The organism is Massilia sp. IC2-476, assembly GCF_020707295.1.
Lineage (GTDB): Bacteria > Pseudomonadota > Gammaproteobacteria > Burkholderiales > Burkholderiaceae_D > Telluria.
Map to the genome: position 1 here is coordinate 730,678 of NZ_JAJFER010000001.1, position 19,757 is coordinate 750,434.

Genomic DNA, 19,757 nt, shown 5'->3' on the forward strand with positions numbered 1-19,757 from the left:
TTGTTATAGTCGGGCGATTTTACTGCCGGTCGAGTGCCGGCCCGGTGTACTTCATCAAGAGGCCCTTCGGCCCCACCGCCCAGCCCTGGGTCGGGCCGGCGAAACCGACCGTGTTCATCGGTGTCTTGTCGAGTTCGGTCCAAGTGCGTCCGCCATCGCGCGAATAGCCGGAACCCGCCAGGCCGCCCGCAACGAGCGCACGCGGCGCGCCCGGCACCGGCGCCACCACCGACATGTAGCCGGCTGGCGCCACCTGTACCGGCGTCCAGCTGGCGCCGCCGTCCGTCGTGAATGCGCCGTTGGTGCCGGCCATGCGGGTTTCCTTGTAGTCGCCGCCGGCCGCGAAACCCTCTTTCGGATTCAGGAAGGCGACCGAGAACACGCCGCGCGCGGCGGCGCCGGCCGGAATCGGGGTCGAGGAAACGCGCCACGTCTTGCCGCGGTCGCTGGAGTGGAACACGCGCGAGGAGGCGCTGCCGCCGGTGGCGATCCAGGCGTCACTGCTGCCCGCCACGGTGAGGCAGGTGCCGCTGGCGGCGAAGGCGCCTTCGTTGGGCATCGCTTCGATACCTTTCGAAGCGACCTCCTGCCAGGAGCGGCCGCCGTCGCTTGTCGTGTAGACCTGGAAGCTGCCTTTGACCGGATCGCCGAACAGGATGCCATTGTCCTTGTCCCAGAAGGCGATGGCGTCCCAGAAGCCATCCGCCACCGGGTTCGTCACGATTAGCTTCCACGTGGCGCCACCATCCTCGGTACGGTAGATGCGCGAGGCCGCGCCGGGCCCGGCGCCCATCACGACGGCCGTCTTCTCGTCGAAGGCCTGGATGTCACGGAAGTCGATCTTGTCGGCCTCCGGCACCTGCATCGTCTGCCACTGCAGTCCGTCGACAGTGCGCAGGACGGTGCCCTTGGTGCCGCTGGCCCAGGCGACCCTGGCGCTGACGACCGACAGGCCGCGCAGCTCGGCGCTGGTCGGGCTGGTGATCGCTTGCCAGGATTGGGCGCTGGCCGCGCTGGAAACCAGCATGGTGGCGGCGAACAGGACGCGTGCAGGAAGAAGCATGATGCGGATCCTCGTAGGGTTGAGTGATCCGCATTGTAGCCTTACTTTATTGGGGTGCTTTCGCGATGGTCGCCAGTGCTTCGCCCTGTTCCCAGCCGCCGCCGAGCGCGCGCGCCACGGCGACAGTCGCCAGCAGGCGCTGGGTGCGGATCTGCGCCGCGGCACGGTCGGCCGCCAGCGAGGTGCGCTGGGCTTCGGTCACGTCGAGGTAGGTCGACACGCCGCGCTGGTAGCGCGCCTGCGCCACCAGCAGCGCACGCGCCGCCGCCTCTTGCGACTGGGCCTGCACCTCGCCCTGCTGCTGGCGCTGCTGTACGTCCGACAGCGCATCTTCCACTTCGCGCAGCGCGGTCAACAGGCGCGTCTGGTGGTTGGCCACCGCTTCTTCGTAGCGCGCTTTCGACAGCGCCAGGTTGGCGCGGTTGCGGCCGCCGTCGAACACGGGCAGCGACAGCGCCAGCGGGCCGAAGGAGAACTGGCGTGCGCCGCCGCTGGCCAGGTCGCGCAGGTGTTCGGAGGCGAAGCCGAAGTTCGACGTCAGGGAAAGCGAGGGATAAAAGGCGCCTTCCGCCACGCCCACCTGGGCATTGAAGGACTTCAGCTGGGCGACGCTCGCCGCCAGGTCGGGGCGCTGGCCCACCAGGCTGGCCGGCAGGCCGACCGGGATCGCGGGCGGCTGCGGCAGCTGCGCCCTGGCGTCGCCCGCCAGCAGCGGCGCGCTCGGCGACGCGCCCACCAGGGTGGCCAGCGCGTGTTCGACCGTATTGCGCTGGCGCTGCACCTCGTGCAGGTCGGCTTCGGCATTGGCGCGTTCGATGCGGGCGCGCGAGACGTCCAGTTCGTTCGTCAGGCCGGCCTTGAAGCGGGCCTCGATCAGTTGCTGGGCTTCCTGCCGCGCCGCCAGCGCGTTCTTCAGCACCGCCAGCTCGGCGTCCAGGCCGCGCAGCTGCCAGTAGGAGCTCGCCACTTGCGAGGACAGCATCAGCAGCACGCCGTCGCGGTCGTCCTGGGCCGCCAGCGCCTGGGCGTCCGAGGCTTCGACCACGCGGCGCACGCGGCCCCACAGGTCGAGTTCATACGAGAGCGAGGCGCCGACACTGAAGTTGTTGCCTTCGATCGAGCGGCCACCCAGCGCGATGCCCTGCGAGGTCTCGCTCGAGGTACGCGAGTTCGATACACCCGCGCTCACTGCGACGTTCGGCATCTGCCCGGCACGCACCACGCCCAGCTGAGCCTGGGCCTGCAGCAGGCGCTGGGCCGCGGCCTGCACGCCCGGGTTGTCGCGCAGGGCGCGCTGCTCCAGGCCGTCGAGGGTGCTGTCGCCGAACACGGTCCACCACTGGGCCGGCAGGCGCGCCGCCTCGTTGCTGGACGCCGCGTGGCGGAAGGACGCATCCTGCGCGTTGGCCGGCGCCTTGAAGTCGGGACCAACCGTGGTGCAGCCACCCAGGGCCGCAGCCAATACACTAACGAGTACGATTTTCTTCAGCATAGTCATTCTCAATGTTCGATATCAGTGGGCGCATTAGTGGGCACCTGAGGCGCCACCCGGCGACTTCACCTTGTCCGCCAGCCAGATCGCGGCGATGCAGCCGATCAGCACCAGGCCGATGATCCAGAAGCCGTCGTTGTAGGCCATCACATAGGACTCGCGCCGTACGATGCGGTCGATCACGGCCAGCGCCTGGTTGGCTGCCGTCGCCGGGTCCATGCCGCTTGCCATGAAGCCCTGGGTCAGCTGGTCCAGGCGCTGCTGGGTCGCCGGCGCATACTGCGACACCGCCTCGCCCAGGCGCGCCGAGTGGAAGTGCTCGCGGTTGGTCAGGCTGGTGGCCAGCAGTGCGATGCCGATCGAGCCGCCCAGGTTGCGCGTCATGTTGAACAGGCTCGAGGCCGAGGGCATGTCCTTCGGCGGCAGGCCCTGCATCGCGAAGTTCGACAGGGTCAGCATCACGAAGGGCTGGCCGATCGCGCGGATCACCTGGGTCATCATCAGCTGGTCGTAGCCGGTGCTCGCGTCCATGAAGGCGTTCATCAGGCAGGAGCCGCCGAACAGCAGCAGGCCGAAGGAACACAGGATGCGGTTGTCCACCTTCGAGGACAGCGCCGCCGCAAAGGGCATCACGAGCAGCTGCGGCAGGCCGACCCAGGCGATGACTTCGCCGATCTGCATCGGGGTGTAGCCGGCGATCTGGCCCAGGTACAGCGGCAGCAGGAAGGAGGAGCCATACAGGCCCATGCCGGTCACCGCCGACAGCACGGTCGCGACCAGGAAGTTGCGCTGGCCGTAGAGGCGCAGGTTCACGAACGGGTCCGGACGCGAGAAGCTCACCGCCACCCAGCCCAGGATGCCCACCAGCGACAGCGCAGCGAAAGTCACGATGAAGCGCGACTCGAACCAGTCCTTCGAATTGCCCTCTTCCAGGAAGATGGTCAGGCAGGCCAGGCCGAGCGCCATCAGGCCGATGCCGAGCCAGTCGGCATTGAGCAGGGCCTTGAAGTTCGGCTTTTCCGGATCGAGGCCGTACAGCATGCCGGCGATCAGCAGCACGCCCGGCACCCAGTTGATGTAGAAGATCGAGGGCCAGCCGTACAGCTCGGACAGGTAGCCGCCCAGGGTCGGGCCCATGGCCGGCGCCAGGGTGGCCGTCAGGCCGAAGATCGCCATGCCGACCGCGCGCTTGGATGCGGGCAGGCGGGTCATCACCAGCGTCATCGCCATCGGGATCAGCGCGCCGCCGGTAAAGCCCTGCAGCATGCGGAACACGATCATGCTTTCCAGGTTCCAGGCCGCGCCGCACAGGGTCGAGAACAGCAGGAACAGGGCCGTCGTGCCAATCATGTAGTAACGCACCCCGAAGGCGCGGGCGAACAGCGCCGTCATCGGGATCACGACGATCTCGGCGCACAGGTAGGCGGTCGAGATCCACGAGCCCTCTTCCTGGGTGGCCGACAGCGTGCCGAGGATGTCGCGCAGCGAGGAGTTGGTGATCTGGATGTCCAGCACCGCCATGAAGGCGCCCAGCATGCCGGCGGCCACCGCGATCCAGGTGCGCGCGTCGATGCGGGCGCCGTTGGCGGGCGCCCCGGGGACGGCACCCGGCACGCCGGCCTTGGTGAGGCTAGTCATGGCAGGTCCTTAATGGGCGACGGCCGCAGTCTGGGTGTGCTGGACCTTCTGGCCCAGTTCGACCTCGGCCACCACCGACATGCCCGGCACCAGGCGGCCGGCGTATTTCTTGACGTCGTTCGGGTCGAGCACGATCTTGACCGGCACCCGCTGCACGATCTTGGTGAAGTTGCCGGTTGCGTTATCGGCCGGCAGCAGCGCGAACTGGGCGCCCGAGGCCGGCGAGAAGCTGTGCACGCGACCCATCAGGTGTTTGCCCGGCAGCGCATCGACTTCGAGCGAGACCTGCTGGCCCGGCTCCAGGCCGGCCAGCTGGGTTTCCTTGAAGTTGGCGGTGACCCAGACCTCGTCCTCGACCACGGCCAGCAACTGCTGGCCCGGCTGCACGCGGGCGCCGACTTCGACGCTGCGCTTGCCGACGCGGCCCGCCACCGGCGCCACGATCTGGTTGTAGGCCAGCTGCTGGCGCGCGTCCTTCAGCTGCGCCTGCAGCACCTTGACCTGGGCCTTGAGCACGTCGCGGCCGGCGCTGGCGGCGTTCACCTGGGCCAGCGCGGCGCTGGCGCTCTCGCGGCGCGCCGCCACGTCGGCGGTGGCGGCGGCGCGCGCGGCGCTCGAGGCATCCACTTCGGCCTTGGAGACGGCCTTCATGGTGTCGTTATACAGCTGGCCGAAGCGCTCGGCGTCCTGGCGCGCACGCACCAGCTGGGCTTCGGACTGCTTGACCTGGGCGCCGGCGGCCGCGGCCTGCGCCTTCACCTGCGCCACCTGGGCGTCGGCCTGGCCGATCTGCTGCTCCGCGCTGGCAATCTGCGCTTCGATCTGTTCGATGCGCACGCGGTGGTCGGCCGGGTCCAGCTCGGCGATCACGTCGCCGGCTTTCACGATCTGGTTATCGTCCACCAGCACGCGCGTCACCACGCCCGCCACCCGGCTCGACACCGGGTGCACGCGCCCCGTGACGTAGGCGTTCTCGGTCTCGACGAAGTGGCTGCTGCGGTACCACATGCGCCCGCCCGCCCCGAGGGCGACCAGGGCGATCAGCGCCACCACGCCCAGCACGCGCTTGTTGGGCGGGGTTTTAACCGGTGCTGCCGGTACTGGTGCGGATGCTGGCGACTGCTGGGCCGGGGTGTGCGATTCTGCCATGACGGTCAAACTCCGAAGAAAAATGAAATGGGTCCATCGCATTATTCGACACGCTGTCAGCGAAGTCAAGAAATGAAACGGTTGCATTTCATTTTTAGGTGAATTACTCTATCCACCATGCGTAATGCCCATTCCGACATCCCTGATACTGCCAAGTCCGCTTCCAAATCCGCCGGCCGCCCCAAGGCCTCGGAAGTCGAAGCGCGCACGCGCGAACTGATCGACGTCGCCGGCTGCCTGTTCCTGAAGCACGGCTATACCGGCGTCAGCCTGGACACGATCGCACGCGAGGCGCGGGTCGCGGTGCGGACCATTTACGTCAAATTCGGCGGCAAGGCGGGGCTGCTGAAGGCAGTGCTGGCTGCGCGCCGCGCGCGCTTCTTTCCGGTCGGGAAGATGGATGCCGACCAGCGTCCGCTGCGCGAAGTTATCGGCGAATTCGCCGGCCATTTCTACGACATGCTGTGCGAACCCGATGCGATGGCCCTGCAGCGGGTGGTGATCGCGGAAGCCGGCAGCAATCCGGAACTGGCCGACGCCTTCTATGACGCCGGGCCGCGCGCCACCCGCGAGATGCTGGAACGCTATTTCGCCCGGCCCGATGTGCGCGCCCAGCTGCGGCCGGATGCGCCCATCGCCCTCCTCCCCGGCCACCTGATTGCCTGCATCAATGGCGACCCCGTCATGCGTTTCCTGTTCCCGGAACGGGAACCGGTGCGCGAAGAAGCGCGCCGGCAGCTTGCCGAGCGTTTAGAACTGTTTTACCGCAGCATTCTTTGACCACATGGTAAAACCCCGGTCTGTGCGTGATCGCACCGACCTGGTGCGCCCAATGTGACAATCTGACACCCTTATTACAGGAGGATGTCATGAACAATAAAACGACAGCGGCCGTTCGCCGCGAGGAGGAAGCATGAGCAAGTCTTCCCGATACGAATGGCGCGACCAGCAGGCGGCCCTGCAGGAACGCATGAAGGGTTTCCTGCAGAATCCGAACAACGAACAGCTTGAAGCAGTCGTTGCAGAAATGCGTGCCTACGCGGCCGCTGCCCAGGCCGGGACCATCGATATCCCGCAACGGTTTATCGCTTTTACCTGAACGCCGCTACCTGAGCGAACACGCACGCAAACAGCCGCCCCGCACAAGCCGGGCGGCTTTTTTACGTCCCTGCTCCGCCTCAGGCCATGGCCGGCGTGCGATTGCCCTGCGGCGCGGTATCGAAATCGAACAGCCGGGTCAGGCAATACACCTTGCGCGGGGCGCGGTGGCGTTCGTGGATTTCGCGGGTCATCACTTCGACCCGGCGCGGCTGCAAGGCCACCTGGCGCGGGTCGATCGGATCGGCGGCGCCGTCGGCGAAGCGCGCCGCGAGCTGCTGGGAAATGGTGCCGGTCACAATCGCCGCTTCCCCATGGACCATGGTCCTGAGCTCGAAGGAGCGGGTTTCGGGCAGCACGAATACCGTGCCGACGTATTCATTGCCATGTTCGTACATCGCAGCCTCCCTGTCGCTGACTCCATGGCCTTCATCATAGCGTCAATACGACGCCATGGCCCCGCGGCACGATTGGAATCCGCCTGCCTGCCTCGTCCGCCGCCACAAGTGAGAAAGTGAGATTTTTCGAGAGCAACGATTTGTTAAGCTCGTCGCCGGCCGCATGGCCACTTTACCAATTACAAAGGGATGAAATGAACTTCATGATCGCGCCTGGGCGCGCGCTGATGCGCCACGCCGCCACTGCCCTGCTGCTCGCGGGCTCGGCCCTGCTGACCGGCTGCGCCAGCTTCTATGTCGACACCGCGACCAAGGAAGTCGCCGCCGCCCAGTACAAGAAGGTCGCCCAGCCGCGCCCGGTCCAGCTGACGTTTGAATTCCAGAGCGCCGGCGCCCCGAACGCCCGCGCCACCGAACTGCTGCGCGGCCAGGTGACCGACCAGGTCATGGCTAGCGGCCTGTTCTCCGGCATCGTCGCCGACGGCAAGGCCCCGCTGCTGAACGTGACCGTCAACAACCTCCCGGCCGACACCGGCAGCGCGGCCGCCAAGGGCTTTGTCACCGGCCTGACCTTCGGCCTGGCCGGCAATGTCGTCACCGACTACTACGAATGCAAAGTCACCTACCTGGCGCCGGGCCAGACCACCCCGGTCGTGACCACTGCTCGCCACGCGATCCACACCGCCATGGGCGTCACCAGCGACCCGCCCAACGCCACCAAGTCGGCCAGCGTCGAAGACGCCGTGCGCAGCATGACGCGCCAGATCGTCTCGAACGCGCTGAACGACCTGTCCCAACAATCCGTCCTGAACTGAGCCCAACATGAACATCTCCCGTCTCTTCGCCATCGCCGCCGCCGGCGCCGTCCTGCTGCTGACCGGCTGCGCTTCGACCCCGATGGGTGTGCCGCAAGCCACCATCGAGAACACCGCGCGCCTGCGCAGCGCCCAGCTGGCCCCGGCCCGCGTCGGCAGCTTCACGCTCGACACCAGCAAGCCGGCCGCGCTCGACCAGTCGGTCAGCATCCGCGCCGCCAGCCTGAATTCGCCGATCGGCGGCTCGTTCGCCCAGTACCTCGGCGAGACCCTGCGCGTGGAACTGGCGGCGGCCGGCCTGGCCGATCCGAACGCGCCGACCGTCATCAGCGGCACCCTGCTTGACAGCGAGCTCGATGCAGCGATCGGCACCGGCAGCGGCAAACTGTCGGCGCGCTTCGTGGTCAAGCGCAACGACACCGTCCGCTATGACCGTACCCTGAGCGCCAGCGCCACCTGGGAGTCGTCCTTCGTGGGCGCGGTCGCGATCCCGCTCGCGGCCGGACAGTACCAGGGTCTGTACCGCAAGCTGGCCGGCCAGCTGTTCGACGACCCGGAATTCCGCAAGGCGCTCGCGCCCTGATCTGCAACTCGCGCTGCCCGGCTGCAACTCGCGCCGGGCAGCCGGTCCCTCGTCGCATCCCTCTTCCTGCGCTCCCGCGCATCGCTACAGTGGCTCTATCGACAACCGAAGGAGACCACGATGAACCCGATCCGCAGCGCCTGCCTCGCCCTTTCCCTGCTCGGCTGCACTGCCAGCGCCGCCGACCTCACGGTGCGCGTCACCGACGTCAAGTCAAGCCAGGGCAACATCATGGTCGCCGTCTACGATTCGCCGGGCAGCTTCCTGCGCCGCCCAATGCAGGCCGCCCGCGTGGCGGCGGCAGCCGGCAGCGTCGACGTGGTCATCAAGGACCTGCCAGTCGGCGCCTATGGCATCGCCCTGTTCCACGACGCCAATGGCAATGGCAAGATGGACAGCAATCCCATGGGCATCCCGGTCGAGGACCACGCCTTCAGCAACAACGCCCTCGGCAACATGGGGCCGCCAAGCTTCGAGCAGGTGAAGTTCGCGCTGCCGGCTGACGGCGCCACCGCCACCATCAGCCTGCGCTGAGGAAGCGGACATGGACCGCCGCCGCTTCCTCGCCGCCGCCGGCAGCCTGGCCCTCGCCGGCACTGCCCGTGCCGACGAGCAGACCTACCGGCGCTTCCACGCCGCCCTGGCGCGCGACCCGGCGCTTGCCGTCTACGCCGACACGGTCGGCAGCCAGGCCGGCGCGGCGGTGGTCTCCGGACGCCTGCCACGCGACCTGGAAGGCAGCTTCTATCGCAATGGGCCCGGCCGTTTCGAGCTGGGCGGAGAACGCTATCACCACTGGTTCGACGGCGATGGTTTCGCCCAGCGCTGGACCATCGCCGGCGGACGAGTCACCCACCAGGGCCGCTTTGTGGAGACCCGCCGCTACCTGGACGAGTCGGCGGCCGGCCAGTTCCTCTATCCCGCCTTCGGCACCTGGGTGGCGCGGCGCGGCTTTCGCGACAACGACACCCTGAACGCGGCCAACACCAATCTGCTGCCCTTCAATGGCCGCGTGTATGCGCTGTGGGAAGGCGGCTCGGCGACCGAAGTGGATCCGGAAACGCTGGCCACCGTCAGCGTGAAGACCTGGCGCGAGGACCTGCGCGCCATGCCCTTCTCGGCCCACCCGAAAGTCGACCCGCAGGGCGGCCTGTGGAACTTCGGCGCCCTGCCCGGCTCCGGCGGCATCGCGCTGTACCAGATCGGCGCCGACGGCCAGGTCCTGCGCACGGCTTTAATCAAGGTGCCGCAGCAGGCCATGGTGCATGACTTCGTGGTGAGCAGCAAACACCTGATCTTCATGATCCCGCCCTACGACCTGCTGCCCGGGAAGGACAAGAGCTTTGCCGAGCGCCACGCCTGGGCCGAGCGGCCGATGCGCATCGTCGTGGTCGCGAAAGACAGCCTCACCGTGCGCAAGGTCTTCGAACTGCCGCCGCGCATGGTCTTCCACTTCGGGAACGCCTGGGAAGACGGCGACTGCACCCGCTTCGACGTGGTCCTGCACGAGGGCGACGTGCTGGCCGAGCTGGGCAGCCTGATGGCCGGCGAGCGCCGCGCGGCCCAGTCGCGCAGCGAAGCGGTCCAGGTCTGCCTCGACTATGGGAGCGGCCAGGCGCACGTCAGCCGTCTGTTCGGCGACAGCGAATTCCCGCGCGTGGCGCCACAGGTAGTCGGTGGCCGCCATCGCAAGCTGGTGCTGCTTGGAGGAGCGGGACGGCTGTCCTCGGTCAACCTGGTCGACACCGACAGCGGCAAGGTGGACGGCTACCGCTTCGATGAAGGCTGGCAGGTCGAGGAACACGTGCTGGTCCCGCGCCGCAACGCGCGCTCGGAGAGCGACGCTTACCTGGTCGGCGTGGCCCAGGACCTGCGCCGTGGCGTGGGCGTGATGACGGTGTTCGATGCGGCGCGTGTGTCCGCCGGGCCGCTGGCGCTGGCGCGACTGCCCTATCGCACACCGCACTGCTTTCATGGTAATTTCCTATCAGCATGACTATCACCCCCTTACCTGCCAAGCACTGCGACGCGGAACGCGAACGCGGCCATCCGCTGGAACTGATTCCCCTGTTCCGACGCTGGCCGCCTTCGCTCGTGCGCAACCTGCTCTACACGGCAATCTGGAGCAGCATGCTTGGGCTTGGCCTGACGGTGCTGCAAAAGCTCTTCGGCCGCGAGTTGCCGCTCTGGCGCCTGCTGTTCGCCACCCTGGTGGTCAGCAACCTGATCGGTTTCATGATCCACGGCGCGCTGCAACTGCTCGAACGCTATCTGTCGCGCGCAAACATGCACGTGTTCCGCAGTGCCCAGCTCATCGCCATCACGATGGCCAGCGTAATCGGCATCCCTGTCGGAAATGCCCTGGTCGCCGGCAGGAGTCCCCTGCGCTTCTTCCAGTACAGCACCACGGTGATGTTCCTGCTCGCTTTCGGCCTGATGACGGCGGTGATGATGGTGCTGCTGCTGGCAGCCGGTGAGCGCCGCATGCGGCGCGCAGCGGAAGCCGCGCGCCAGCAGGAGCAGATCGCGGCCGCCGGGCGCCTGGTGGCCGAGGCCCGCCTGCGCGCGCTGCAGGCCCAGATCGAGCCGCACTTCCTGTACAACACGCTGGCCAATGTGGTCAGCCTCATCGACAGCCAGCCGGCCAAGGCGCGCCGCATGCTGGAGCGCTTCATCGACTTCCTGCGCGCCAGCCTGTCGGCCAGCCGCGCGGAGCACGCGACGGTCGGCGGCGAGATCGAGCTCGCCGGCGCCTATCTCGACGTGCTGGGCGTGCGCATGGAGCAGCGCCTGCGCTGGCGCTTCGAGCTCGATCCCGCGGTCGGCGGACTGCCGATGGCCCCGATGCTGCTGCAGCCGCTGGTCGAGAACGCAATCATGCACGGCATCGAGCCCAAGCTCGCGGGCGGCGAGATCGTGGTGCGCGCGCGCCGCGAAGACGCCGTGCTGTGCATCGAAGTATGCGACAGCGGTCTCGGACTGCGTCCCGGTGCGCCGCGTCCCGGCGGCGGCGTCGGCCTGTCCAACCTGCGCGAGCGCCTGCGCCAGCTGTACGGCGCCGGCGCGCAACTGCAGCTCATCGAAAACCCCGCGGGCGGCGTCACCTCGCGCCTGCTGTTACCTCTCCTGGTGCCATGACCGACCATCCACGCGCCCTGATCGCCGACGACGAACCGCATCTGCTCGACTACATGGAAACCCAGCTCGCGGCTGCCTGGCCCGAGCTGCGCGTCAGCCGCGCCGCCAACGGCATCCAGGCGCTCGAGCTGATCGACGAGCTGGCGCCGCAGGTGGTCTTCCTCGACATCCAGATGCCGGGCCTGAACGGCATCGAACTGGCCGCGCGCCTGTGCCAGGGCGGCAATCCGCCACGTGTGGTGTTCACCACCGCCTATGACCACTACACGCTGCAGGCCTTCGAGCATGCGGCCTTCGATTACCTGCTCAAGCCGATCGGGCTGGAGCGACTATCGCGCACGGTGGCGCGCCTCAAGCAAGCCTTGGGCACTCCGGCGCCGGCCCAGGTCCCGGAGGCGCTGGCGGCGCTGCTGCGCCAGCTGGGCGTGGGCGCACCCGCGCCGGCGCCGCTGCAATGGATCCGCGCGGCCAAGGGCCAGGAGACGCGGCTGGTGGCGATCGACGAGGTGATCTACTTCCAGAGCAACGACAAGTACACCAGCGTGTATCTGGCCGACGGCGAATGCCTGATCCGCACCCCGCTCTCCAAGCTGAAGGAGCAGCTCGATACGCAGCAGTTCTGGCAGATCCACCGCGGCGTGATCGTCGCGGCGAAGCATGTGGCGGGCACGCGCACGGATTTCCGCGGGCGGCTGCATGTGCGCCTGAAAGGACGGGACGAGCAGCTGGTGGTGAGCCGGAATTACGTGGACCTGTTCAAGCAGATGTAAAAAAACGGGACCCCGCGGGGTCCCGTCTTCATTGCGTCGCGACAGCGACAATCACTTCTTGCGCGCCGGCGGCAGGTCGGTGCAGACGCCCTTGTAGGCTTCCGCCGCCATGCCGATCGATTCGCCCAGGGTCGGGTGCGGGTGGATGGTCTTGCCGATGTCCACGCCGTCCGCGCCCATCTCGATCGCCAGCGCCACTTCGCCGATCATGTCGCCGGCATTGGTGCCGACGATGGTGCCGCCGATGATGCGCTTGGTCTCGGCGTCGAACAGCAGCTTGGTGAAGCCCTCGTCGCGGCCATTGGCGACCGCGCGGCCGCTGGCGTTCCACGGGAAGTGGCCCTTCTCGACGGCGATGCCCTTCTGCTTGGCTTCTTCCTCGGTCAGGCCGACCCACGCGACTTCCGGATCGGTGTAGGCCACCGACGGGATCACCTTGGCATCGAAGAAGGCCTTCTCGCCATGCGCCGCTTCCGCTGCGACGTGGGCTTCGTGGACCGCCTTGTGCGCCAGCATCGGCTGGCCCACCAGGTCGCCGATGGCGAAGATGTGCGGCACATTGGTGCGCATCTGGCCGTCCACGCCGATGAAGCCGCGGTCGGTCACGGCCACGCCAGCCTTCTCGGCAGCGATCTTCTTGCCGTTCGGGCTGCGGCCCACGGCGACCAGCACCAGGTCGTAGACCTGTGCCGCCGGCGCCGGCTGGCCCGCTTCAGCCGACTCGAACGTGACCTTGATCCCTTCCGGCAGCGCTTCCACGCCGACGGTCTTGGTCTTCAACATGATGTTGTCGAAGCGGTGCGCGTTGTACTTCTGCCAGACCTTGACGGCCTCGCGGTCGGCGCCCTGCATCAGGCCATCCATCATCTCGACCACGTCGATGCGCGCACCCAGGGTCGAGTACACGGTTGCCATTTCCAGGCCGATGATGCCGCCGCCGATCACGAGCATGCGCTTCGGCACCTGGCGCAGTTCCAGCGCGCCGGTCGAATCGACGATGCGCGGATCTTCCGGCACGAAAGGCAGCTTCACCACCGAGGAACCGGCGGCGATGATCGCCTTGGCGAACTTCACGACCTTCTTCGAACCATCGGCTGCGGTGACTTCGATGTGGTTCGGGCTGAGGAACTGGCCCACGCCCTGCACCACGTTGACCTTGCGCGCCTTGGCCATGAAATTCAGGCCGCCGGTCATCTTCTTGATCACGCCATCCTTGTAGGCGCGCAGCTTGTCGATATCGACGTCGGGCCTGGCGAAGCTCACGCCCAGGTCGGCCATGTGCGCGGTCTCGTCCATGATGTGCGCCACGTGCAGCAGCGCCTTGGACGGGATGCAGCCCACGTTCAGGCAGACGCCGCCCAGGGTCGCATACTTCTCGACCAGCACGGTGTTCATGCCCAGGTCGGCCGCGCGGAAGGCGGCCGAGTAGCCGCCCGGGCCTGCACCCAGCACCATCATTTCGCATTCGATGTCGACCTGGCCGCTGTAGCTGGCCGCGCCCGGCGCCGGTGCGGCTGCCGGGGTGGCCGCCGGCGCCGGGTGCGCCGGTGCGTACGAGTCCGTCGGAGCGGCAGCGGCGGTCGGCGCCACTGCCTGCGCGCCGATCTGCGCGGCCGGCTTGGCCTCAGGCGCAGGGGCGGCAGGTGCCGCGCCGGCGCCGGATTCCTCGATCATCAACAGCAGCGAACCTTCGTTCACCTTGTCGCCGACCTTGACCTTCACTTCCTTGACCACGCCGGCGTTCGTCGACGGGATCTCCATGCTGGCCTTGTCCGATTCGACGGTGACCAGGGACTGGTCGACCTTGATGGTGTCGCCCGGCTTCACCAGCAGCTCGATGACTTCGACGTCCTTGAAGTCGCCGATGTTCGGTACTTTTACCTCAACAGTGCTCATACTCGGCGCTCCTTACAGAAGGGTCTTGCGCAGGTCGGCCAGCACGTCCGCCAGGTAGGCGGCGAAGCGCGCGGCGCCGGCGCCGTCGATGACGCGGTGGTCGTAGGACAGCGACAGCGGCAGCATCAGGCGCGGCTGGAAGCTCGAGCCATCCCACACCGGCTTCATCGCCGACTTCGACAGGCCCAGGATCGCCACTTCCGGCGCATTGATGATTGGCGTGAACGCCGTGCCACCGATGCCGCCCAGCGACGAGATGGTGAAGGTTGCACCCTGCATCGCGCTCGGGGACAGCTTGCCGTCGCGCGCCTGTGCGGAGAGTTCGCCCATTTCGACGGCGATCTGCGAGATGGTCTTCTTGTCCGCATCCTTCACGACCGGGACCACCAGGCCGTTCGGGGTATCGGCTGCGAAGCCGATGTTGTAGTACTGCTTGACGATCAGGCTGCCGCCGTCTTCCGACAGCGACGAATTAAACTGCGGGAACTTCTTCAGCGCGGCGACCGAGGCCTTGATGACGAAGGCCAGCATGGTCAGCTTGACGGTCGACTTCTGCTTGGCCAGCGCGGCATTCGAATCGACGCGGAACTGTTCCAGGTCGGTGACGTCGGCATCCTCGAAGTGCGTCACGTGCGGGATCATGACCCAGTTGCGGTGCAGGTTCGGACCCGAGATCTTCTTGATGCGCGGCAGGGCCACGGTTTCGGTCGGACCGAACTTCGAGAAGTCCAGCGACGGCCAGGCCAGCACTTCCATGCCGCCGCCAGAACCGCCCTTCGCCGGGGCGGCAGCCGTTGGGCCGGCAGCCATCACGCCCTTGACGAAGTTCTGCACGTCCTGCTGGGTGATGCGGCCTTTCGGACCGGTGCCCGGCACGCGCGCCAGGTCGACGCCCAGTTCGCGGGCGAACTTTCGGATCGACGGCGAAGCGTGGGCTTTGGAGCCGGTGACACCCTGGCTTGGCGCCGGGGCAGGTGCAGCAGCCGCAGGCGCCGGAGCGGCGGCGGCCGGTGCAGGAGCGGCAACAGCGGGCGCAGGCGCGGCTGCGGCAGGCGCAGCGGCAGGCGCACCGCCGGTCGACTCGACCAGCAGCACCAGCGAACCCTTGGCGACCTTGTCGCCGACCTTCACTTTGATTTCCTTGACGGTACCGGCGTGGCTGGACGGGATCTCCATGCTCGCCTTGTCCGATTCGACCGTGATCAGCGACTGGTCGACCTTGATCTGGTCGCCCGGCTTGACCATCAGTTCGATGACTTCGACTTCCTTGAAGTCGCCGATGTCCGGCACGGTGACTTCGACGATACCGCCAGCAGCTGCGGGAGCAGCAGCGGCAGGTGCCGGTGCGGCTTGCGGTGCCGGTGCGGCAGCGGCCGGCGCAGGTGCAGCGGCAGCAGCGGCAGGTGCAGATGCGGCGGCCGTGCCGCCGGCTTCCTCGACCAGCAGCACGAGCGAACCTTCGGCGACCTTGTCGCCGACCTTCACTTTGATTTCTTTCACGACGCCGGCGTGGCTGGAGGGGATCTCCATGCTGGCCTTGTCCGATTCGACGGTCACCAGCGACTGGTCGACCTTGATCGTGTCGCCCGGCTTGACCATCAGCTCGATGACTTCCACTTCCTTGAAGTCGCCGATATCAGGGACTTTGACTTCCACAATGCTCATAGTGTTAGCTCCGTTTGTTCTTTGAGTTAGCGCTTAAGCCGCTCCCGCAGTTGCAAGTGTGCGAGAGCGGCTTCGAGCATTTACTGGGTCACAGGATTCGGCTTGTTCTGGTCGATGCCGTACTTCCGGATCGCCTGGCCAACCAGGGCGCGGTCGATCTTGCCTTCGTCGGCCAGTGCGCGCAGCGATGCCACGGTGATGTAGTAGCGGTTCACCTCGAAGAACTCGCGCAGCTTGACGCGCGAATCCGAACGGCCGAAGCCGTCGGTGCCCAGCACCTTGTAGGTGCGGCCCTTCGGCATGAAGCCGCGGATCTGCTCGGCGAACATGCGCATGTAGTCGGTGGTTGCGACGATCGGACCGGCGGTGTTCTGCATCAGCGAGGTCACGTAGGGTACGCGCTGCTCGGCATCCGGGTTGACCATGTTCCAGCGCTCGGCGTCCTGGCCGTCACGCGCCAGCAGCGTGAGCGACGGCGCCGACCACACGTCCGCATCGACGCCCCAGTCGTTCTTCAGCAGTTCTGCCGCGAAGATCGACTCGCGCAGGATGGTGCCGCAGCCGATCAGCTGGACGCGCTTGGCGTCGTCCTTGCTGCCCTGGATCGGGGCGCCTTCCTGCAGCAGGTACATGCCCTTCAGGATGCCCTCTTCCTGGCCCGGCTTGAGGCCCGGATGCGCGTAGTTCTCGTTCATGATGGTGATGTAATAGAACACGTCTTCCTGTTCTTGCACCATCCGGCGCAGGCCGTCCTGGATGATCACCGCCACTTCATGGCCGAAGGTCGGGTCGTACGGAATGCAGTTCGGGACCGTGGCCGCGATGATGTGGCTGTGGCCGTCCTCGTGCTGCAGGCCTTCGCCGTTCAGCGTGGTGCGGCCGGCGGTGCCGCCCATCAGGAAGCCGCGCGCACGGATGTCGCCTGCCAGCCAGACCAGGTCGCCCACACGCTGCATCCCGAACATCGAGTAGAAGGTGTAGAACGGGATCATGGTGCGGTTGTTCGACGAGTACGAGGTCGCCGCGGCGATCCACGAGCTCATGCCGCCCGCTTCGTTGATACCCTCTTGCAGGATTTGGCCGGCCTTGTCTTCGCGGTAGTACATCACCTGGTCGCGGTCGACCGGCTCGTAGAGCTGGCCCTGCTGGTTGAAGATACCGATCTGGCGGAACAGGCCTTCCATGCCGAAGGTACGCGATTCGTCGACCAGGATCGGGACGATGCGCTGGCCGATGCTCGGGTCTTTCAGCAGGCTGGTGATCACGCGCACATACGATTGCGTGGTCGAGATCTCGCGGCCTTCCGCGGTCGGTTCCAGCACCGACTTGAAGGTCTCGAGCGCCGGCACCACCAGGTTCTCGTCCGCCTTGGCGCGGCGCTGCGGCAGGTAGCCGCCGAGGGCCTTGCGGCGCTCGTGCAGGTACTGCATCTCCGGCGAATCGTCGGAGGGCTTGAAGAACGGGATCTCGGACAGCTTGTCGTCCGGGATAGGAATGTTGAAACGGTCGCGCATCTCGCGGATCGCGGCGTCGTCGAGCTTCTTGGTCTGGTGCGCGGTGTTGCGCGCCTCGCCCGACTTGCCCATGCCGAAGCCCTTGACGGTCTTCACCAGCAGCACGGTCGGGGTGCCCTTGTTCTCCTGGGCGTTCTTGAACGCGGCGTAGATCTTGTGCGGATCGTGGCCGCCGCGGGTCAGGCGCCAGATGTCGTCGTCGCTCATGTTGGCGACCATCTTGAGCAGCTCCGGATGCTTGCCGAAGAAGTGCTTGCGCACGTAGGCGCCGTCCTTGGCCTTGTAGTTCTGGTATTCGCCGTCGACGGTTTCCATCATCACGCGCTGCAGGATGCCGTCCTTGTCTTTAGAGAGGAGCGCATCCCACTGCGAGCCCCAGATGACCTTGACGACGTTCCAACCGGCGCCGCGGAAGTCCGCTTCCAGCTCTTGAATGATCTTGCCGTTGCCGCGCACCGGACCGTCCAGGCGCTGCAGGTTGCAGTTGACGACCATGACCAGGTTGTCGAGACGCTCGCGCGCGGCCATGCCGATCGCGCCCATCGATTCCGGCTCGTCCATCTCGCCGTCGCCGCAGAAGACCCAGACCTTGCGGTTCTCGGTGTTGGCGATGCCGCGGGCGTGCAGGTACTTCAGGAAGCGCGCCTGGTAGATCGCCATCAGCGGGCCCAGGCCCATCGAGACGGTCGGGAACTGCCAGAAGTCCGGCATCAGTTTCGGGTGCGGGTAGGACGACAGGCCCTTGCCGTCGACTTCGCGGCGGAAGTTCAGCAGCTGCTCTTCCGAGATGCGGCCTTCCAGGTAAGCGCGTGCGTAGATGCCGGGCGAGGAGTGGCCCTGGATGTACAGCAGGTCGCCGCCGTGCTCTTCGGTCGGGGCGTGCCAGAAGTGGTTGAAGCCGATGCCCAGCATGTTAGCCAGCGAGGCGAAGGAGGAGATGTGGCCGCCCAGGTCGCCGTCGGCGCGGTTGGCCTTGACCACCATCGCCATCGCGTTCCAGCGCATCCACGAGCGCAGACGCTCTTCGTATTCGAGGTTGCCCGGGCAGTTCACGTTCAGGTGGGCCGGGATGGTGTTCACGTAGGCGGTATTGCTCGAGAACGGGATATGGGCGCCGCGGCGACGCGCCAGGTCGACCATGCGCTCCATCAGGTAGTGGGCGCGCTCGGTGCCTTCATGTTCGATCACCGCCTCCAGCGCATCCAGCCATTCCTGGGTTTCGAGGGTGTCCGGGTCGTTGGCAGCTTGTGCCGTCAACTGGTCGAGTTGAGCTGACATTAATGCGTCTCCTAAGAATTTGCGCCCCACCCGATCCCAATCATGGCTGGCGGCGATGGTGAATTTTCAAATGTCGGGAAATAAACCGTTCGATTCTATCAGTAGCGTTTGGCTTTTTCAAATTGCGATATGTCATTCCACATAATGAAATTCGATGCTGCGACCGCACATTTTTCACTCTGGAGCGGATTGGCAATCGTATAACGAAGCCGGCGGCGCACGCTCCCACCTTTGGCACAGGCGGCTATAAATATGAACATGCTTCGCCCCGCGCGGCGCGCGATAGTGGATGAAGACCTTATAATTTCATTTTTGCCTAGTCGTGAGCCCAAACATGCCAGCCCAGAACATCGACGGAGTCCTCCTTTCCCAACAACTGCGCGGCGAAATCGCCCAGCGCGCAGCAAAACTCACTGCCGCCGGCAAGCAGCCGGGCCTGGCCGTGATCCTGGTCGGCGAGGACCCGGCGAGCCACGTCTACGTGCGCAACAAGGTCAAGGCCTGCGGCGACGTGGGCTTTCATTCGGTGCTGGAAAAGTACGACGCCGACCTGTCCGAAGCCGCCCTGCTCGACCGTATCGCCGCCCTGAACGCCGACCCGGCGATCCACGGCATCCTGGTGCAGATGCCGCTGCCCAAGCACATCGACCCGAGCAAGGTGATCGAAGCGATCGCCACCAGCAAGGACGTCGATGGCTACTCGGTGCTGTCGGCCGGCGAACTGGTCGCCAACCTGCCGGGCTTCCGTCCCTGCACCCCCTACGGCTGCATGAAGCTGATCGAAACCACCGGCATCGACCTGCGCGGCAAGCACGCGGTCGTGATCGGCCGCTCGAACACGGTCGGCAAACCGATGGCCCTGCTGCTCTTGCAAGCCAACGCCACCGTCACCATCTGCCATAGCGCGACGCCGGACCTGGGCCTGTACACCCGCCAGGCCGACGTGGTGGTGGCTGCCGTCGGCCGCCGCAATACCCTCACGGCAGACATGGTGAAGCCGGGCGCGGTCGTGATCGACGTCGGCATGAACCGCGACGACGCGGGCAAGCTGTGCGGCGACGTGGATTACGCCGGTGTACGCGAAGTCGCCTCGCATATCACCCCGGTGCCGGGCGGCGTCGGCCCGATGACGATCACCATGCTGTTGATGAACACCGTGGAGTCCGCCGAACGCGTGCACTCCAGCAGCCAGAACTGCCCCAGCCAGGCAACGGGAATGGAACCGAAGCCGGGCGTGGCCTGAACCTTTTAAAGGAACAC

Annotated in this window: 17 protein-coding genes; 9 read left to right on the plus strand and 8 right to left on the minus strand. The window is 66.5% G+C overall.

Annotated features, from left to right (window positions below):
• Window positions 1-19: 19 nt before the first annotated feature.
• The 4 genes from LK539_RS03365 to LK539_RS03380 are packed head-to-tail and all read right to left on the minus strand — an operon-like array spanning window position 20 to window position 5,342.
• Window positions 20-1,063, minus strand: coding sequence for a YCF48-related protein (locus LK539_RS03365; RefSeq protein ID WP_227799488.1), 1,044 nt, complete (start codon window positions 1,061-1,063; stop codon window positions 20-22).
• Between the two features lie 46 nt (window positions 1,064-1,109).
• A complete protein-coding gene (locus tag LK539_RS03370) occupies window positions 1,110-2,555 on the minus strand; it encodes an efflux transporter outer membrane subunit (protein WP_227799489.1) in 1,446 nt (481 codons plus the stop codon).
• Between the two features lie 33 nt (window positions 2,556-2,588).
• The gene (locus tag LK539_RS03375) at window positions 2,589-4,193 is read right to left on the minus strand and encodes a DHA2 family efflux MFS transporter permease subunit (protein ID WP_227799490.1); all 1,605 of its coding nucleotides are present in this window, start codon (window positions 4,191-4,193) and stop codon (window positions 2,589-2,591) included.
• Window positions 4,194-4,202: 9 nt separating this feature from the next.
• A complete protein-coding gene (locus tag LK539_RS03380) occupies window positions 4,203-5,342 on the minus strand; it encodes an HlyD family secretion protein (RefSeq protein ID WP_227799491.1) in 1,140 nt (379 codons plus the stop codon).
• A 117-nt stretch (window positions 5,343-5,459) separates the two neighbouring features.
• Between LK539_RS03380 and LK539_RS03385 the strand changes: the two genes are divergently transcribed.
• Together LK539_RS03385 and LK539_RS03390 are read left to right on the plus strand one after the other, a co-directional pair.
• A complete protein-coding gene (locus LK539_RS03385; protein ID WP_227799492.1) occupies window positions 5,460-6,122 on the plus strand; it encodes a TetR/AcrR family transcriptional regulator in 663 nt (220 codons plus the stop codon).
• 133 nt (window positions 6,123-6,255) lie between these two features.
• Window positions 6,256-6,441: a hypothetical protein gene (locus LK539_RS03390; RefSeq protein WP_227799493.1), complete on the plus strand. Its 186-nt coding sequence runs from the start codon at window positions 6,256-6,258 to the stop codon at window positions 6,439-6,441.
• A 79-nt stretch (window positions 6,442-6,520) separates the two neighbouring features.
• Here LK539_RS03390 and LK539_RS03395 read toward each other — a convergent pair whose 3' ends face one another.
• Window positions 6,521-6,838: a hypothetical protein gene (locus LK539_RS03395; protein ID WP_227799494.1), complete on the minus strand. Its 318-nt coding sequence runs from the start codon at window positions 6,836-6,838 to the stop codon at window positions 6,521-6,523.
• A gap of 194 nt (window positions 6,839-7,032) precedes the next feature.
• Here LK539_RS03395 and LK539_RS03400 point away from each other — a divergent pair, with 194 nt between their 5' ends.
• The 6 genes from LK539_RS03400 (at window position 7,033) to LK539_RS03425 (ending at window position 12,144) form a co-directional block, all read left to right on the plus strand.
• Entirely contained in the window at window positions 7,033-7,653 is a 621-nt protein-coding gene (locus LK539_RS03400; RefSeq protein ID WP_227799495.1) for a hypothetical protein, read from the plus strand.
• A 7-nt stretch (window positions 7,654-7,660) separates the two neighbouring features.
• Window positions 7,661-8,236 carry a hypothetical protein gene (locus LK539_RS03405; protein ID WP_227799496.1) on the plus strand — a complete coding sequence of 192 codons (576 nt, stop codon included), beginning with the start codon at window positions 7,661-7,663 and terminating at the stop codon, window positions 8,234-8,236.
• Window positions 8,237-8,356: 120 nt separating this feature from the next.
• Complete coding sequence (locus LK539_RS03410) at window positions 8,357-8,770, plus strand: DUF2141 domain-containing protein (RefSeq protein ID WP_227799497.1); 414 nt, start codon at window positions 8,357-8,359, stop codon at window positions 8,768-8,770.
• Between the two features lie 10 nt (window positions 8,771-8,780).
• Window positions 8,781-10,232 carry a carotenoid oxygenase family protein gene (locus tag LK539_RS03415; protein WP_227799498.1) on the plus strand — a complete coding sequence of 484 codons (1,452 nt, stop codon included), beginning with the start codon at window positions 8,781-8,783 and terminating at the stop codon, window positions 10,230-10,232.
• Complete coding sequence (locus LK539_RS03420; RefSeq protein WP_227799499.1) at window positions 10,229-11,374, plus strand: sensor histidine kinase; 1,146 nt, start codon at window positions 10,229-10,231, stop codon at window positions 11,372-11,374. The genes LK539_RS03415 and LK539_RS03420 overlap by 4 nt, the downstream gene beginning before the upstream one ends.
• Window positions 11,371-12,144 carry a LytTR family DNA-binding domain-containing protein gene (locus LK539_RS03425; RefSeq protein WP_227799500.1) on the plus strand — a complete coding sequence of 258 codons (774 nt, stop codon included), beginning with the start codon at window positions 11,371-11,373 and terminating at the stop codon, window positions 12,142-12,144. The genes LK539_RS03420 and LK539_RS03425 overlap by 4 nt, the downstream gene beginning before the upstream one ends.
• 51 nt (window positions 12,145-12,195) lie before the next feature.
• On the opposite strand, the gene lpdA is transcribed toward LK539_RS03425, so the two are convergent.
• From lpdA to aceE, 3 genes are all read right to left on the minus strand, one after another.
• Window positions 12,196-14,040 (minus strand): dihydrolipoyl dehydrogenase, encoded by a 1,845-nt coding sequence (gene lpdA / locus LK539_RS03430; RefSeq protein WP_227799501.1) that lies wholly within the window; start codon window positions 14,038-14,040, stop codon window positions 12,196-12,198.
• 12 nt (window positions 14,041-14,052) lie between these two features.
• Entirely contained in the window at window positions 14,053-15,705 is a 1,653-nt protein-coding gene (gene aceF / locus LK539_RS03435) for a dihydrolipoyllysine-residue acetyltransferase (protein WP_227799502.1), read from the minus strand.
• A gap of 80 nt (window positions 15,706-15,785) precedes the next feature.
• Window positions 15,786-18,497, minus strand: coding sequence for a pyruvate dehydrogenase (acetyl-transferring), homodimeric type (aceE, locus tag LK539_RS03440; RefSeq protein WP_227799503.1), 2,712 nt, complete (start codon window positions 18,495-18,497; stop codon window positions 15,786-15,788).
• Window positions 18,498-18,831: 334 nt separating this feature from the next.
• Here aceE and folD point away from each other — a divergent pair, with 334 nt between their 5' ends.
• The gene (gene folD, locus LK539_RS03445; protein WP_227799504.1) at window positions 18,832-19,740 is read left to right on the plus strand and encodes a bifunctional methylenetetrahydrofolate dehydrogenase/methenyltetrahydrofolate cyclohydrolase FolD; all 909 of its coding nucleotides are present in this window, start codon (window positions 18,832-18,834) and stop codon (window positions 19,738-19,740) included.
• Window positions 19,741-19,757: the final 17 nt, after the last annotated feature.